18 protein-coding genes and 1 pseudogene are annotated in these 16,618 nt (G+C 50.9%); 11 read left to right on the plus strand and 8 right to left on the minus strand.

The features are described 5' to 3' along the window. Nucleotides 1-105 (plus strand): tail fiber assembly protein (locus tag FDW98_RS23245; RefSeq protein ID WP_137398971.1); only part of this gene is annotated, 105 nt, incomplete at its 5' end. Here FDW98_RS23245 and FDW98_RS23250 read toward each other — a convergent pair. After that, nucleotides 102-305, minus strand: coding sequence for a hypothetical protein (locus FDW98_RS23250; RefSeq protein ID WP_096756078.1), 204 nt, complete (start codon nt 303-305; stop codon nt 102-104). The two genes, FDW98_RS23245 and FDW98_RS23250, sit on opposite strands and share 4 nt — an antisense overlap. A gap of 805 nt (nt 306-1,110) precedes the next feature. Between FDW98_RS23250 and pphA the strand changes: the two genes are divergently transcribed. Then, entirely contained in the window at nt 1,111-1,752 is a 642-nt protein-coding gene (gene pphA / locus FDW98_RS23260; protein ID WP_096756692.1) for a protein-serine/threonine phosphatase, read from the plus strand. Here pphA and FDW98_RS23265 read toward each other — a convergent pair whose 3' ends face one another. From FDW98_RS23265 to yebS, 5 genes are all read right to left on the minus strand, one after another. Then, nucleotides 1,753-1,944: a YebW family protein gene (locus FDW98_RS23265; protein ID WP_045444034.1), complete on the minus strand. Its 192-nt coding sequence runs from the start codon at nt 1,942-1,944 to the stop codon at nt 1,753-1,755. Nucleotides 1,945-2,046: 102 nt separating this feature from the next. Continuing rightward, on the minus strand, nt 2,047-2,283 hold the full coding sequence (locus FDW98_RS23270) for a YebV family protein (RefSeq protein ID WP_161959030.1): 237 nt from the start codon (nt 2,281-2,283) through the stop codon (nt 2,047-2,049). Between the two features lie 100 nt (nt 2,284-2,383). Further along, on the minus strand, nt 2,384-3,805 hold the full coding sequence (rsmF, locus tag FDW98_RS23275; RefSeq protein WP_096759376.1) for a 16S rRNA (cytosine(1407)-C(5))-methyltransferase RsmF: 1,422 nt from the start codon (nt 3,803-3,805) through the stop codon (nt 2,384-2,386). A 77-nt stretch (nt 3,806-3,882) separates the two neighbouring features. Then, nucleotides 3,883-6,516 (minus strand): PqiB family protein, encoded by a 2,634-nt coding sequence (locus FDW98_RS23280; RefSeq protein ID WP_096756694.1) that lies wholly within the window; start codon nt 6,514-6,516, stop codon nt 3,883-3,885. Then, nucleotides 6,485-7,768, minus strand: a complete 1,284-nt coding sequence (yebS, locus tag FDW98_RS23285; protein ID WP_096756695.1) for a membrane integrity lipid transport subunit YebS — start codon at nt 7,766-7,768, stop codon at nt 6,485-6,487. The genes FDW98_RS23280 and yebS overlap by 32 nt, the downstream gene beginning before the upstream one ends. A 128-nt stretch (nt 7,769-7,896) precedes the next feature. On the opposite strand from yebS, the gene FDW98_RS23290 reads away from it, so the two are divergent. The 4 genes from FDW98_RS23290 (at nt 7,897) to htpX (ending at nt 12,319) form a co-directional block, all read left to right on the plus strand. Next, nucleotides 7,897-8,394 (plus strand): GAF domain-containing protein, encoded by a 498-nt coding sequence (locus FDW98_RS23290; protein ID WP_096756696.1) that lies wholly within the window; start codon nt 7,897-7,899, stop codon nt 8,392-8,394. A gap of 96 nt (nt 8,395-8,490) precedes the next feature. Continuing rightward, a complete protein-coding gene (proQ, locus tag FDW98_RS23295) occupies nt 8,491-9,177 on the plus strand; it encodes an RNA chaperone ProQ (RefSeq protein ID WP_096756697.1) in 687 nt (228 codons plus the stop codon). Nucleotides 9,178-9,196: 19 nt separating this feature from the next. Beyond that, nucleotides 9,197-11,245: a carboxy terminal-processing peptidase gene (gene prc, locus FDW98_RS23300; RefSeq protein ID WP_137398972.1), complete on the plus strand. Its 2,049-nt coding sequence runs from the start codon at nt 9,197-9,199 to the stop codon at nt 11,243-11,245. A 192-nt stretch (nt 11,246-11,437) separates the two neighbouring features. Next, nucleotides 11,438-12,319 carry a protease HtpX gene (htpX, locus tag FDW98_RS23305; RefSeq protein WP_096756699.1) on the plus strand — a complete coding sequence of 294 codons (882 nt, stop codon included), beginning with the start codon at nt 11,438-11,440 and terminating at the stop codon, nt 12,317-12,319. 49 nt (nt 12,320-12,368) lie between these two features. On the opposite strand, the gene FDW98_RS23310 is transcribed toward htpX, so the two are convergent. Next, on the minus strand, nt 12,369-13,742 hold the full coding sequence (locus FDW98_RS23310; RefSeq protein WP_096756700.1) for an MFS transporter: 1,374 nt from the start codon (nt 13,740-13,742) through the stop codon (nt 12,369-12,371). A 175-nt stretch (nt 13,743-13,917) separates the two neighbouring features. On the opposite strand from FDW98_RS23310, the gene kdgR reads away from it, so the two are divergent. Further along, entirely contained in the window at nt 13,918-14,709 is a 792-nt protein-coding gene (gene kdgR, locus FDW98_RS23315; protein ID WP_096756701.1) for a DNA-binding transcriptional regulator KdgR, read from the plus strand. A 113-nt stretch (nt 14,710-14,822) separates the two neighbouring features. Here the strand turns inward: kdgR and FDW98_RS23320 are convergent, their stop codons facing one another. After that, the gene (locus tag FDW98_RS23320; protein WP_096756702.1) at nt 14,823-15,062 is read right to left on the minus strand and encodes a YobH family protein; all 240 of its coding nucleotides are present in this window, start codon (nt 15,060-15,062) and stop codon (nt 14,823-14,825) included. Nucleotides 15,063-15,225: 163 nt separating this feature from the next. Between FDW98_RS23320 and mgrB the strand changes: the two genes are divergently transcribed. From mgrB to cspE, 4 genes and pseudogenes are all read left to right on the plus strand, one after another. Beyond that, nucleotides 15,226-15,369: a PhoP/PhoQ regulator MgrB gene (gene mgrB / locus FDW98_RS23325; RefSeq protein ID WP_096756703.1), complete on the plus strand. Its 144-nt coding sequence runs from the start codon at nt 15,226-15,228 to the stop codon at nt 15,367-15,369. A gap of 74 nt (nt 15,370-15,443) precedes the next feature. Beyond that, a complete protein-coding gene (locus tag FDW98_RS23330) occupies nt 15,444-15,725 on the plus strand; it encodes a YebO family protein (protein WP_096756704.1) in 282 nt (93 codons plus the stop codon). Between the two features lie 639 nt (nt 15,726-16,364). Continuing rightward, complete coding sequence (locus tag FDW98_RS23335; RefSeq protein WP_003034983.1) at nt 16,365-16,508, plus strand: DUF2627 domain-containing protein; 144 nt, start codon at nt 16,365-16,367, stop codon at nt 16,506-16,508. Nucleotides 16,509-16,520: 12 nt separating this feature from the next. Further along, nucleotides 16,521-16,618: pseudogene (cspE, locus tag FDW98_RS23340) on the plus strand (transcription antiterminator/RNA stability regulator CspE); the annotation flags it as partial.

Genomic DNA, 16,618 nt, shown 5'->3' on the forward strand with positions numbered 1-16,618 from the left:
GAAGAAACCGCCGCGTTGTCTGAATGGAAGAAGTACCGGGTGCGGTTAATGCGCGTAGATACATCAAAAGCCCCCGATATCAAATGGCCTGAACTGTCCGTTTAGTTTGCCATTCCCCACGAGGGTAGCCCATTGCTACCCACAACACGCTTCATTCCCTCCGGTGGTACACCTAAAAACTCCAGTGCCATATCGTCATCGACGGGCTTAATATCATCAGGCAAAACGCCATTTGCACGGTATGCATCGAGTAATACTTTCGGGTAAAATTGATTCGTTGACGCGCTATAAAAGTAAATATTCATTATCACCACCCCTTCGCATACCAGTTACATGTCAAATTTGCCGGATTCACGTTATTACCCTCTGCGGTTGCGCAGCCAACTCTGAATTTTGAGTTACTGACAGGGAATGCCTGTGAAATCTCAGCATATGACGTGTCATTTGGATCTGAGCTAATCAAAACGAACACACAACGATTAGGGAACGGGATGACAAAGTCCCCATCGCCGTTTCCATAATTACCGCGCCCCCACTGCTCCAGAAATCCGTCTGGAGTCAACCGCCACCCGTAATCCGCTTTCAGCGATGTCCATTTGCTCATGTCAGGGATCTGGTTTATCCCGGTCCCAACATTCCTTTTTGCCGCTTCTCCCATACCAACCTTTGATGGAATGGGCGCGTGCAGTCATATTGGTTGCATTAGCTCTGCCACCTGATTTTTCACATTACAGATAGCATGCGTAACGGCGTGCCGTAGAAATTTCTGTCCTGGAGTTTTGATCCCGAAGATTTCCCGACGGCGCCACGAAACCAATGGCAACTGATTGATCTTGAATGATTGCAATAGTAAGTATCAGGAGGTGTTTTTTAGTGGGTTTTTGGTGTTAACTTACTGAAGTATATGGATTATTGAGGTTTGAATTGTAAACAGGAATCGTATTCGGTCTCTTTTTATCTGTCGAATACGACGCCGTCCAGGGCAAAACACTGCGTGTCACATGCTGTATTCTTCCCAAACCATACCATACTCAGCCCCTCAATCGTCCAGGCTTTTTTGCTGCTATTGTTAAATTATTATAAGGGCGATCGCTCTATCCGGGAGGTCGAATGGAACACCCTGACGCTGTCTACCAGAGAATAGAAGGTACGCGTTGGCGCCACGTCTGGGTGGTGGGGGATCTCCACGGCTGTTTTTCCATGTTGATGGCTAAATTGCGCCAGTGCCGTTTTGATCCGTGGCAGGATCTGCTGGTTTCAGTCGGTGATGTGATTGACCGTGGACCAGACAGTTTGCGCTGTCTGGTGTTATTGCGTAAAAACTGGATGGTAGCGGTCAGGGGGAATCATGAGCAGATGGCGCTGGATGCGCTGACAACGGGAGAACAGTTGCTGTGGCAAATGAACGGGGGAGCGTGGTTTACCCATGCCGTGCAACCGGCGGCGAGGCATGCGCTTGAGGCGTGTCAGCAATTACCATGGATTGTGGAACTGCGCTGTCAGAATGGTGTGCACGTTATTGCCCATGCCGATTACCCGGATGATGAATATGAATGGCAAAAGCATGTCGATTTACAGCGGGTATTGTGGGATCGCTCGCGGTTGATGAACAAAAGTGGCGGAATTGGTGGCGCGGACCATTTCTGGTTTGGTCATACGCCGCTGCGCCATCGTCTGGACGTTGATAACCTGCACTATATCGATACCGGTGCGGTATTCGGCGGCGAGCTAACGATGGTGCAATTACAATAATCAAAAATCGCTATATTCCTGCGCAGGTCGCCAGAAGCTGTCGATGTAGCCATCTGCCGGCAGGCATCCGCCATTGCGAATCCGCTGATCGTCCATCGAAATAAGGCACTGCTGTTCCGTATTGTAGACATCGACCACGATATCTTCACAACCGCCATCCAGGTAGCAAACAAAAAGAACCAGCGTGAACATTCCATCCCCAAATTATACTGCCGTACCGATAGTGTAGAAGAGGTTACTGCGTGGGGGAAATGAAGACATAAATAACCCGTCTGGCGACGGGTTCTTTTTGAATCAGGCAAAACGCATGATCCAGGCATCTGACTTACGATCGTAGTGCTCGCGGAATAGAACAGAATGTTCGCCATTAAGGAGAGCCGGGACGCTGGTATCGGCATCCCAGGCGTCCAGTTGCATACATAAATCCGGATCGGATTTACACGGAATGGTTAACGTTCGGTCTCCCGGCGATTCGCCGTGTAACTCGGCGTCGTCGATTTCAAAAGCGCCAATGCGCACACTGGTTTTCATCATCGTGCTCTCCGTCAATTTGCTGGTTGTGGTACGACCAGTTAGGCCGTCCATTTTTCAGCGTAGTCAACGTGAGCAAAAGTGCCAGTAAAAACGTGCGTTATCCTGTAAAGAGTTTGCCATCCCGGACAAGATCGCGTGGATAGCTGTTCTTCAACCGTGAACCAATCCGTTTTGCCAGCCCAATCGGCTGGTGCTGGAAGGTGACCAGCACGTCATCGCTGGCAGGCGCGGTCTGCGGGTAGACATCTCTGCCGCGATACCACTCTTCTGCTTCTTCAAGGTTCAGTTCGAACGCGTTGCGGTGATGTGGGTTGGCGAGAGCGATGACGGCCTCATGTTGCCAGCGGTACCCTTTATTGTGGGTTTCAGCCAGCTTAATCCCGAGGCGGGAAAACCGCACTTTACCAATCAGTGACTCAATCTCAACAGGGAATAACCAGACTTCTTTATCACGCTGCCAGAGGCGCAGATTGTCTTCCCATTGTAATCCACTGGCGTTTGCCGCCGCGGTGATTTGTGCGGTTTCACGACCTTTCAATGGGCTGAACGGGAAATTGCCGACCTTATATTTAGGGGCAGGCAGAGGAGGGATAGCGGCTGTTTTTCGCAAACGGGCAACAAAGAATCCTTCGCAGTCGTAAATTTGCGGGAAGACATGCAGAAAACCTTCTGGCGTCAGCGCGCGTTCAGCATCCGGGAATAAATCACCTAATGGGAGAAACTCCACGGCGTCCGGATAGGTTTCTAGTAGCCACTGCATGACGAGTTCATTTTCATCACGGTTCAGCGTACAGGTGGAATACACCAGCGTGCCGCCAGGGCGTAAAGCATGAAATGCGCTGTCGAGCAGTTCGCGCTGGGTGGCGGCAATCTCAAGATTACTGTCGACGGACCAGTTTTTCAGCGCATCGGGATCTTTACGCACCACGCCTTCACCGGAGCACGGTGCGTCCAGTAGGATGGCATCGAAAGATTCTGGCAACGCTGCGCCAAATACGCGTCCGTCAAAGTGGGTGAGGGCAACGTTAGCGATCCCACAGCGGCTGATATTGGCATGCAGCACTTTAACGCGACTGGCGGAAAACTCATTGGCCAGGATCGCGCCCTTATTCTTCATTTTTGCGGCGATTTGCGTGGTTTTTGAACCCGGCGCGGCGGCTACGTCCATTACCCGATCCGGAGTATTCCCTTCGGCAAACAGCGCGGCAACCGGCAGCATTGAACTGGCTTCCTGAATATAAAACAGCCCACTTAAATGCTCGGCGGTGCTGCCCAGTGGGACTGACTGCTCTTCGTCACGCTCGATCCAGAACCCTTCTTCACACCAGGGGATCGGCGTGAGCGACCAGCCGTAAGGTGCCGTTAAGGCGAGGAAATCGGCAACGGAGATTTTCAGCGTATTGACACGAATGCTACGTCGTAACGGACGCTGGCAGGCGGCGAGAAAATCATCGAAAGAGAGCGTGGAAGGCATTGCTTCCCGCATTTGAGTCAGAAAGGCGTCAGGAAAATAAGCCACTTGGTACCACCGGAAAAAAAACAGGCGCGCAGTGTAGCATATTTGCTCCGGCGCGAGTACGCCGGAGCAGGGGGGCATTAACGCGGCAGGGCGGTTCCCCATTCACGCCACTCTTTGGGTTCGCTTTCCAGCAACAGGAAGTGTTTTCCAGCCTGTGCTTTTGGTGCCAGTGGCGTACCCGGTGGAGTGGCGAAGGCAATACCGCCGCGAATGAACTGATTAAAGGTCCCGGTTTTCACCACGCCGCCGGTCAGGCCGAAGTCGAGGTTGTAGCCGGACGCCAGCCAGAACACGGAGTTATTACGCACCAGATGCTGATAGCGCTGGCTGATGCGCATGGCAATCATCACGCGGTCAGAAAGCGAACCCAGCGTCAGCCCGGTGACGGTACCCACCTCGATACCTCTGAACAGAACCGGGGTGCCGATATTCAGCGACCCGGCCTCCGGCGCTTCGACCACGATGCTCAGGCCATCAAGATAACGCGAGTCGGTAATAGTGGCTTCCTGTAGCTCAAAATCACGGCGTGGATTCCCGCGACCCGGTTCCACGTTAATATAAGGCTGCAAGATGGTATCGAGGTGCTCCACACCTGCCGCAGAAATTTGCGGGGTAATTACCGAGAAGCGTGTCCCGCTGCGCGCAAAGGTCTGGACATATTCTGGGTACAGTACCGCTTTCGCCTGCACTTCATTGCGTGCGGTGATGAGTTCCAGGGTTTGGATCTGACCAATATCGATGCCAAGATAGCGAATTGGCATGCCCGCGGCGAGCTTACCGGCGTCAAAGGCGTGCAGGGTAATTTGGCCGCCTACCGCACGTGCGGCGGTTTCAGAGGCGTACAGAATCCGCTTGTCACCTTTACGTTGGCTGGCGCTGGCACCACTCAGGTTGTCGAAGCTAATTGCCCCTTTTAGCGCGCGAGACAACGGAGAAGCCTGTACGGTCAGTCCGCTACCGTTAAGTTGAACTTTTGCGCCGCCTTCTGCCCAGAACACGCTGTTGTTGGTTAACAGGTTGCGGTATTCCGGTTTGATGTGCAGGTCGATATCAAACGCCTCGGCGCGAGGGCGAACGCTAATCACTTCACCCACTTCGAATTTACGGTACAGCACCACTGAACCGGCCTGAACGTCAGGCAACGTTTCGGCGCGCAGGCTGAGCGTGGTGGTCGGCAGATCGCTCAGGCTGTTTTCAATCGCTTTCTCCAGGTTGGCATAAAGCGGATAGCTGGTTTTCATTTCACCTTTGGTGCCGGGTAAAATACGAATACCGCCGCTAATCCATTCGCTGGCGCTGGCTCCTAAGAACTCCACGCCGTCAATGCCTACTTTGACGTCAACCCGACTGTTGACCACAAATTTGCTGTCACCTTGTACCAGGTCGCGATGCTGGGGTTCGATGGCAACAGTAAAGGAAACGCCTTTGCTGGACAGCGTACGTTCAATCACTTGTCCAACCTGGACACCATGCAGGATCAGCGGTTGACCCGCCTCAATGCCGTAGCTTTCCGGTGCAGTCAGGGTGAGCGTCATCACACCTGGATCGTGCAGTAAGGATTTTTCGCCGGGAACCACCACAAACTGACTGCGAGGTTCGCCCTCGCCGGGGACCAGTTCGAAGGTTTTACCGGTTAACAGCGAACTGAGGTTCGCATCGCTCAACGACAATTTGGGGCTGTGCAGTTCAATGCGCGTATTGTCCCGCAGCAACGAGACGACGCTCGGATCCACCGTCATTTCGCCGGTGACTTTGCCTCCTGGGATAAGTTCCAGTTTTGTCAGCTCGCCGACCTCCAGGCCCTGGTACATCAGCGATGTGGACCCTGCTTTTAGCCCGTCGCCGCTGGGTAATTCCAGCTTGACGATCACGCCGCGCTGGCTGTGGGCGAGGTCCTGATACAGACCAAATGTGTCATCAGCGGCAGCCGGTTGTGAATCTTCCGGGGAATCAAAGGCGATAGCGCCATTGACCAGTGCGGCCAGACTTTCCAGCTTAACCTTCGCCCCACTGAGGCTGATATCCGCATTGACCCCAGATACGTTCCAGAAACGGCTACCTTTTTTGACCAGATTAGTAAATCGGCGCTCAATGAGCACATCGATGGTTACGCCCTGATTATTGGGGTTAATGGTGTAGTCATATACCCTACCTACCGGTATTTTGCGGAAATATACCAGCGAGCCGCTGTTCAGAGAGCCGAGGTCAGGTGCATGCAGATGCAACATTAAATCGCCGTTATTCAGGCGATACTTGGGCTGCGTATCCAGGGCGACGAAATGATCTCTCGGCTCTCCGGTTCCGGGCATCATTCCGATATAGTTTCCGCCAACCAGTGCGTCGAGGCCGGAAACGCCTGCCAGCGAGGCTTTTGGCGTCACCAGCCAGAACTGCGTATCTTTACGCAGGGCATCTTTCATGCTGGCCTTGATGCTGACGCGAACTTCAATCTTGCGCAGATTTTTGCTGAGACTGATATCCTGCACCGTGCCAACTTCGACACCCTGATAGCGAACAGGCGTCCGGCCCGGCACAATACCATCTGCAGACATAAAGTCGATGGTAACGGTGTTGCCGCGGTCTTCATAACTTCCCCAGATCAGCCACCCTGCGATCATCAGGGCGATGAACGGTAGCAGCCAGAATGGAGAAATGCGGCGTTTTGTTTTAATCTGCGCTTCAGTCTGCGAAGCGGGCGTTTCCTGACTCATGTGCATCCCAAAGTAAGCGGCTGTCCAGCCATTCCACAGCAAGAATAGTCAAAATTACCGCTGCGCCGAAATAAAACGCAGCCGGTCCCATAGTAAAAGCCAGTATCTGGTCGCGATTAATCAGCGACATGGTTAAGGCAATAACAAACAGATCCAACATCGACCAGCGGCCAATCCACGTCACTATCCGCAGTAGCAGAATGCGCGTGCGTAAGCCCTGTTCACATTTAAAATGGATGCTAATCAATAGGGTAAGCATCACGATCACTTTGGTGAAAGGCACCAAAATACTGGCGATAAAGACGATTGCCGCGACACCAACATTGCTGCTTGCCAGCGACATAATGCCGGACAGGATCGTGTCTTCCTGCCGGGATCCGTTAACGTAAATAACCGAGATGGGCAGCAGATTAGCAGGCAGCAGCAGGACAATCGAGGCCAGTAGCGCGGCCCAGCACTTTTGTATGCTTTGATTTCTGCGCCAGCGCAACGGAATATGGCAACGCGGGCAGCGACTGCGGGTGTCCGGATAGCCTGTAAAATGGCAGCCGAGGCACACGCGAAGCTGTTCATCGGGGCGCCGTGCGGGTCTTTGCGGGTAAAAACGGTCCCACAACTGTTCCACGTTGAGGTGCGACAGCGTCAGAATACTGAGGATCACCAGCGCAAGAAAAGCATACAGCCCCACGCCCGGCAGCAGAAAAGCGTAGTCCTGCACTTTGATCGACGCGACGCCGATACCGACCAGGTAAATGTCGAGCATGACCCACTCTTTGAGCCTTTCCAGCATCAGCAGGACCGGGCGCAGGTTCATACCGAGAATGTTGCCTAACCACAGATAAGCAATGGAAGAGACAAGTATTATCGGCGCGCCCATCACGCAAAAGAGCACGAATGAGGCGGTGAGTGGATCACCCTGGCGGGTCATTTGCCAGATCCCCTGAACCACATTGGCGTCAATGCGAATGCCTAATAAAAAGATGTGTAACAGCGGCTCTCCCCAGGCAAAAGGCATCAGCAGCAGCATGGTGAAGGCCATTGCCGCCAGCCGTGTTAATGACCAGTCGCGTCCGTCACGAATTTTTGCCTGACAGCGGGGACAGTATGCACTTTGGTGCGAACGCATTTTCGGCAAGCTAAATAGCATGTCGCATTCGGGGCAACGCTGGTAGTGCGCACGGGGTAGCGCCTCACCGACGGACCTGATCGCTATTTTTTTGGATGGCTTGATGCGTGGAGTATTTAGGGCCATGTATCGCGGATCAAAGTGTTAGAGTAATGTTATCTTAACCCATGACGGGAATGATCTTGAGCATTAACGCATTTAATGTTTATTTTAGTAGGCTGCAGTTTTAAGTAAGACAACTAAGTGATTACATAATGAACAAAATAGAGCTATACACGGATCTGAACCGTGATTTTCGCGCATTGATGGCAGGTGAAACCAGTTTTCTGGCAACGTTGGCAAATACCAGCGCCTTGTTGTACGAACGTCTTTCAGAAGTGAACTGGGCTGGTTTTTATCTGCTCGAAAACGACACGCTGGTGCTCGGTCCCTTCCAGGGAAAGATCGCCTGTGTGCGTATCCCTGTTGGGCGTGGCGTGTGTGGTACAGCGGTGGCGCAGAACCAGGTTCAGCGCATTGAAGACGTTCACGCCTTTGACGGGCACATTGCTTGCGATGCCGCCAGCAATGCTGAAATCGTCCTGCCAATCATGGTTGAAAATCAGATAATCGGCGTGCTGGATATTGATAGCACAGCGTTTGGCCGCTTTACTGAAGAGGATGAACAGGGGCTGCGTACGCTTGTGGCACAGCTTGAAACCGTGCTTGCAATGACGGATTACAAAAAATTCTTTGCGACCGTCGCAGGATAATCAACGGATAACGTAGCAATTACTGATGACGTCATTATAATGACGCCTGTTCATGCCTGCGCTTGTTGGCTACGTCCGTTGTAATCAGGAAATTTCATGGAAAATCAACCTAAGTTGAATAGCAGTAAAGAAGTTATCGCGTTTCTGGCCGAACGCTTCCCGCAATGTTTTAGTGCGGAAGGCGAAGCGCGCCCGCTGAAAATTGGCATTTTTCAGGATCTGGTAGAGCGTGTTGAGGGTGAAATGAACCTCAGCAAGACACAGCTTCGTTCTGCCTTACGTCTCTACACTTCAAGCTGGCGCTATCTGTATGGCGTTAAGCTGGGCGCAACGCGTGTCGATCTCGACGGCAACCCATGCGGTGAGCTGGATGAGCAACACGTCGAACATGCGCGCAAACAGCTTGAAGAAGCAAAAGCCCGCGTTCAGGCGCAACGTGCCGAGCAACAGGCGAAAAAACGCGAAGCGGCAGCTGCTGCGGGTGAAAAAGACGGCGCACCGCGTCGCGAGCGTAAGCCGCGTCCTGCTCCGCGTCGTAAAGAAGGTGCAGAGCGTAAACCTCGCGCTGAAAAACCGGCCGCTCAAGCACCGCGTGCTCCTCGCGAAGAACAGCATACCCCAGTGTCTGATATTTCAGTGCTGAAGGTAGGGCAGTCTTTAAAGGTGAAAGCAGGTAATAATGCGATGGATGCCACCGTATTAGAAATCACCAAAGATGGCGTCCGTGTACAGCTGAATTCGGGTATGTCTTTGATTGTACGCGCAGAACACTTGGTGTTCTGAAACGGAGGCCTGGCCTGGCATGAACACTTTTTTTAGGCTTACTGCGTTAGCTGGTCTGCTTGCATTAGCAGGCCAGGCACTCGCTGTGGAAGACATCACGCGTGCCGATCAACTCCCCATACTGAAGGAAGAAACGCAGCACGCGACGGTGAGCGAACGTGTCACATCGCGTTTTACGCGTTCTCATTATCGCCAGTTCGATCTGGATCAGGCGTTTTCGGCAAAGATTTTTGACCGCTATCTGAATCTGCTCGACTACAGCCATAACGTGCTGTTAGCGAGCGATATAGAGCAGTTTGCTAAAAAGAAAACCGTCATCGGTGATGAACTGCGCACGGGCAAGCTGGATGTCTTTTACGATCTCTACAATCTGGCGCAAAAGCGCCGGTTTGAACGTTACCAGTACGCGTTAAGCGTGCTGGCGCGTCCAATGGATTTCACCGGTAACGACACGTTTAACCTCGATCGCAGCAAGGCCCCATGGCCAAAAAGCGAAGCCGAGCTAAACGCATTGTGGGACGGTAAGGTTAAATTCGATGAACTTAGCCTGAAACTGACCGGTAAAACCGATGCTGAAATTCGTGAAACGCTGACCCGTCGTTACAAGTTTGCTATTCGCCGTCTGGCGCAGACTAACAGTGAAGATGTGTTCTCACTGGCGATGACGGCGTTTGCGCGTGAAATCGATCCGCATACCAACTACCTGTCTCCGCGGAATACCGAACAGTTCAATACCGAAATGAGCCTGTCTCTGGAAGGTATTGGCGCGGTTCTGCAAATGGATGATGACTATACCGTTATTAATTCAATGGTAGCGGGTGGTCCGGCAGCCAAAAGCAAGGCGATAAGCGTAGGCGATCGTATTGTTGGCGTCGGCCAGGCTGGTAAAGGCGTCGTTGATGTGATTGGCTGGCGTCTCGATGACGTTGTCGCGCTGATCAAAGGACCAAAGGGTAGCAAGGTTCGCCTTGAAATCCTGCCTGCCGGTAAAGGCACCAAGACGCGTACCGTTACGCTAACGCGTGAGCGTATTCGTCTGGAAGACCGTGCTGTTAAAATGTCGGTCAAAACCGTTGGCAAAGAAAAAGTCGGTGTGCTCGATATTCCCGGTTTCTACGTTGGCTTGACGGATGACGTCAAAGTTCAGCTACAGAAACTGGAAAAACAGAATGTCAGCAGCGTGATCATCGATTTGCGCACTAACGGTGGTGGTGCACTGACCGAAACCGTATCGCTTTCCGGTCTGTTTATTCCTTCTGGCCCTGTTGTTCAGGTTCGCGACAATAACGGTAAAGTGCGCGAAGACAGTGATACCGACGGCGTTGTTTACTATAAAGGCCCGCTGGTGGTGCTGGTTGACCGTTTCAGTGCTTCTGCTTCTGAGATTTTTGCCGCGGCAATGCAGGATTACGGCCGTGCGTTAATCGTCGGGGAACCGACCTTTGGTAAAGGCACCGTGCAGCAGTACCGTTCTCTGAACCGAATCTACGATCAGATGCTGCGTCCGGAATGGCCAGCGTTGGGTTCCGTTCAGTACACTATCCAGAAATTCTACCGTGTTAACGGTGGCAGCACGCAACGTAAGGGCGTGACGCCGGATATCATCATGCCGACAGGCAATGAAGAAACTGAAACCGGTGAGAAGTTCGAAGATAACGCCTTACCGTGGGATAGCGTTGATGCAGCAACCTATGCGAAGTCAGATAATTTAACGCCGTTTGGCCCTGAATTACTGAAAGAACATAATGCGCGTATCGTTAAAGATCCTGAGTTCCAGTACATCATGAAGGATATTGCTCGTTTCAATGCCCTGAAAGATAAGCGCAACATCGCGTCTCTGAATTACGCTCAGCGTGAGAAAGAGAATAACGAAGATGATGCCCTGCGTCTGGCGCGTATCAACGATCGCTTGAAGCGTGAAGGTAAACCGCCGCTGAAGAAACTGGACGATCTGCCGAAGGATTACCAGGAACCGGATCCGTATCTCGATGAGACGGTGAAAATCGCGCTCGACCTGGCGCGTCTTGAAAAAGACAAGCCAGCGGAACAGTCTGCGACCAAACAGTAATATCCAACAGGCACAAGAAATTGTGCCTGTTTTTTTAACAAGCGTATGAAGTCGTCAGTCTGATACGGTAAAATGTAAAGTTGTGTCTTTCTACTGACTTAGCACGTATGCATGCTTGAAAATAGCCGTAAGACCCATACGATATGGGTAATCGCATAGTGCGTTTTGTTAAATTGAGGTTAAAAGAAAATTATGATGCGAATCGCGCTCTTCCTGCTGACGAACCTGGCTGTGATGGTCGTTTTCGGGCTGGTATTGAGCCTGACAGGGATTCAGTCAAGCAGCGTTCAAGGCTTGTTGATTATGGCTCTGCTGTTTGGTTTTGGTGGTTCCTTTATTTCGCTGCTGATGTCCAAATGGATGGCGTTAAAGTCCGTTGGTGGGGAAGTAATTGAACAGCCCCGTAATGAAAGAGAACGCTGGCTGATGAATACTGTAGCAACTCAGGCTCGTCAGGCTGGGATCGCTATGCCGCAGGTGGCTATTTACCATGCGCCAGATATTAACGCGTTTGCGACCGGTGCTCGCCGGGATGCGTCGCTGGTGGCTGTCAGCACCGGCTTGTTGCAAAACATGAGTCCCGATGAAGCCGAAGCCGTTATCGCACATGAAATTAGCCACATTGCCAATGGCGATATGGTTACCATGACGCTGATCCAGGGCGTGGTGAACACCTTTGTTATCTTTATCTCACGTATTCTGGCGCAACTCGCCGCTGGCTTTATGGGCGGAAACCGTGAAGAAGGTGAGGGTAGCAACGGCAACCCGCTAATCTATTTCGCGGTAGCGACGGTGCTGGAGCTGGTGTTTGGTATTCTGGCGAGCATTATTACCATGTGGTTCTCACGTCATCGTGAATTCCATGCGGATGCAGGCTCTGCCAAACTGGTGGGTCGTGAGAAAATGATTGCTGCGCTGCAGCGGCTGAAAACCAGCTATGAGCCGCAGGAAGCAACCAGCATGATGGCCTTCTGCATCAACGGTAAATCTAAGTCGCTGAGTGAGCTGTTTATGACTCACCCGCCGCTGGATAAGCGTATTGAAGCGCTGCGCAGTGGGGAATACCTGAAATAACCCGCAGCAGGTTAAATAATGAAGAAGCGCGTCGTTAGACGCGCTTTTTTTACGCCTGAATCCGAGGTTGGGTGATCCGCAGTCCGCTGACAATGGCGGCAAGGGTCGCCAGTATGCCTGCCGTCAACAGCGACACGTGAGTACCGTTGTCGCCAAACTGATTCAGCATTAATGCCACTAACGCGGCACCGGTGCTTTGGCCCAGCAAACGTGCTGTACCTAACATGCCGCTTGCACCACCGCTGCGTTCACGCGGCGCGGAAGTGATGATGGTATGGTTGTTCGGTGACTGAAATAAACCAAAGCCCGCGCCGCACAGCATCATCGGCCAGATGATATTAAAATCAGAGGGGGAAGCGGGCAGCAGCACCAGCGAAAACAACCCGCTCGCCATCACTGCCATACCCAGCGCACCCAAAAGCCCTGCGTGAACACGCTCAATCAGATATCCCGCCAGAGGCGCCATGACCATGGTGGCCAGCGGCCATGGGGTCAACAGCAGGCCTGTTTCAACCTCACTACGACCCAACACGGTTTGTAAAAAGAAGGGTAGAGAAACCATGGCCAGCATTTGCGCGCAGAATGAACAGATAGACGTGCAGATGGAGAGCGAAAAAAGCGGTATGCGCAGCAAATCAACCGGTAATAGTGGTACAGGCAGCGAGAGCTGCCGGCGGACAAAGAAAAATCCGACGACTATGAGTCCTGTCAGTTCAGCCCCGATTAGCGTTAACGACTGTCCCTGAGCAAATCCGCTGAGCGCGGTTACCAGCAAACCGAACGTTAACGCATTCATCACCGCGCTGGGTAGATCAAAACGGGGTTTATTATTGCGTGCAGCGTTCGCGGGCAGAAAGCGTATAGCCAGCAACAGGGCAATAATCCCGAGAGGTACGTTAATCAAAAACAACCATTTCCATGAGGCAATGGAGAGGATTGCTGCTGCAATAGTCGGCCCGGCGGCAGACGAGACCGCCACGATGAATGAATTAATTCCCATCCCGCGGCCAAGTTGGCGTTGGGGGTAAATCAGGCGGATCAGCGCTGTATTCACGCTCATTAACGCAGCCCCGCCAAACCCTTGCGCGATACGTGCAAGGGTTAGCATGTGTAGCGAGTCTGATAAAGCACAGAGCAGCGACGCGAGCAGGAATACGATGAGACCACACTTATATATACGTCGATAGCCAAACATATCACCCAAAAATGAGAGTGACAGCAGTGAAACGACAATGGCGATTTGATAGGCATTAACCACCCAAATTGAACTGGCAGGGGAGGCCTGAAGATCGGCGGCAATCGTCGGCAGGGCAACATTGGCAATTGCACCATCCAGTACGGCCATCGAAATACCCATAATAATGGTTAATATTGCGCCATAGCGTTGGGGCAATGGCAGGCCATCGGCCTGAAATTTATCCATAGGAAGTCAATATTGTCGGAAATTATGATGAGAATAATAATTTTAGCATTGATATTCAGGTGTTATGTCGCAGATTTGTAACTAAGTGGGCAAAGATGGATTGCGAGCATCGGTACGTGAAATTATAATAAAAACCGGTTCTGATTTTTATAAAACACTCGTAATGAGGTGATAAATGGCTATCGCAGATCTGGATAAACAACCCGATTCTGTTTCTTCCGTGCTGAAAGTTTTTGGCATTCTGCAGGCGCTGGGTGAAGAGCGCGAAATTGGTATAACCGAATTGTCGCAACGCGTCATGATGTCAAAAAGCACCGTTTATCGCTTTTTACAGACCATGAAAACGCTGGGTTATGTGGCACAGGAAGGTGAGTCTGAGAAATACTCTCTGACCCTGAAACTGTTTGAACTGGGCGCTCGCGCGTTGCAAAACGTCGATCTGATCCGTAGCGCTGATATTCAGATGCGTGAACTGTCGCGTTTAACTAAAGAGACGGTCCACCTCGGTGCGCTGGACGAAGACAGCATTGTCTACATCCATAAAATCGACTCGATGTACAATTTACGCATGTATTCTCGCGTAGGACGTCGTAACCCGTTATACAGCACGGCGATCGGTAAAGTACTGCTGGCATGGCGTGACCGTGACGAAGTAAAACAGATTCTTGAAGGCGTGGAATACAAACGCAGCACCGACCGTACGATCACCAGCACTGATGAGTTGCTGCTGCTGCTGGATAAAGTGCGTGAGCAAGGCTACGGTGAAGACAACGAAGAGCAGGAAGAAGGACTGCGCTGCATCGGCGTTCCGGTCTTTGATCGTTTCGGTGTGGTCATCGCAGGTTTGAGTATTTCATTCCCGACTCTGCGTTTTTCTGAAGAGCGTTTACACGAATATGTCGAAATGTTGCACACGGCTGCGCGAAAAATTTCAGAACAAATGGGTTATAACGATTATCCATTCTGATTTGATTTATACGCAATAGGTCAAAAGCCCCAGGTATTTTGTACCGGGGCTTTTTAAATGAGCAAAATTAATACAAGCCGACGCCAATAACAGGCAATTTTCTTGCTTCAATATTAACCGTTATCGACAATGACGGTGCTTTTCCTTAACAGGGGACAGTCCGACAAGCCGATGATACCGCTGCTGGTATGTACGTACTGTGCGGTGCTGGTGCCCCGTGCCGTCAGGTACTTGCATTGCAGACCCAGTCCTGCTGCGTTCTCCTTACTCCCTATCAGCACGCCATAGCCACTCAGTAATAAACCAATCCAAACCAGAGCCAGCAATACAATTGCGCGAATAATCAGACGCATTACAACCTCTTATCTTTTCTCGTTATTATAAGATTAGCCCGTACACTGAATGAAACAAGTGAATCATTCCTAAAAATAATTATGCTGCTAAGGTTAACGTTGGGTTTAGGTACCGCATGATAATTTAGTCGCATAGGATGTGGATTCGGAGAGTGGAGTTGGAGTGAAAAAAATTCGCTGGGTGGTGCTGATCGTTGTCATACTGGTATGCATACTGATGTGGGCGCAGGTGTTCAACATCATGTGCGATCAGGACGTACAATTTTTCAACGGAATTTGTGCCATCAATAAATTTATTCCCTGGTAAGCGCATTTTAGCAACAGTTGATTACCTTCTTGTGCGGCAGTGGTAAACTACGCTGTCTACATTGAGGTGGTAAAATGAACGAAGTTTTGAACTCTGGCGCGTTAAGTTTTGCGTCTTTAGCGGTATCGGTGGTGGTTCTGGTTATCGGGCTTGTGCTGTGGTTTTTCATCAATCGGGCAAGCTCACGAACTAATGAGCAGATCGAGTTACTTGAAGCGTTGTTGGATCAACAAAAACGACAGAATGCATTGCTTCGTCGTCTTTGTGAAGCTAACGAACCTGAAAAAGCCGCAGAACCTGCAGTGAAAAACCAGGATGAAGATGAAGGTATCATTCGCCTGGTAGCAGAACGCTAGTAGCCGGAAAGACAGGATGAGCAGCTGACGATACTGTTCGCTGATACTTCATCCTGTCACAACCCCTGTCAGATCATTTTCTTCTTTAACTTCTGTGCAGTTCGCGTGGTGCTCTGTCGATATCGCGCTTCCATCCATTCACACTGACCGATTAATTCCTTTTCTTTGCCCAGCGTTAAATATAATTACCCATACGTTAATAATATGATTATGTCATTTTTGTGATAGCGATCGTTTTTATTATCAGCGAAACGTTTCTCTTACTTTTTTTGTGCTCTGTCATCATTCTTTCATTATTTTCCTGCAAAACCAGAAGACGGATCTCATTTTTACCGTTGTGACAAATTATGCATTACTAAGCATAAAAAATGATATTCAGCACACGGTGCATCAGTGAGTCTGGAACAACCTCACAAGGTGAGCTATGGTAGACATGTCGCGGCTGCTGCGTATGCCAGCCGGGGCAGGGCTGGAGCGGTGAGAATATATCCAGACTCGGTCTGGCGCATAACTGTGCAGTTGTCGTGAGATGAACTTCGGGATTTGTGCGACCGATCGAGACACGTTTAAAAATGGCTTGCCATTATTATCGTTGTATGTGATAACACGTTTTGGGTTAAACGAGGTACAGTTCTGTTTATGTGTGGCATTTTCAGTAAAGAAGTCCTGAGTAAACACGTTGACGTTGAATACCGCTTCTCTGCCGAACCTTATATTAGTGCCTCAAGCAGTAATGTCTCAGTTTTATCTATGTTATGCCTGCGGGCGAAGAAAATACTCTAAGGAATTTTGCAAATGGCAAAGATTAAAGGTCAAGTTAAGTGGTTCAACGAGTCTAAAGGTTTTGGTTTCATTACTCCTGCTGATGGCAGCAAAGATGTGTTCGTACACTT

It is taken from the genome of Citrobacter sp. wls711, assembly GCF_005281055.1.
In the GTDB taxonomy this organism is placed as follows: Bacteria; Pseudomonadota; Gammaproteobacteria; order Enterobacterales; family Enterobacteriaceae; genus Citrobacter; species Citrobacter gillenii.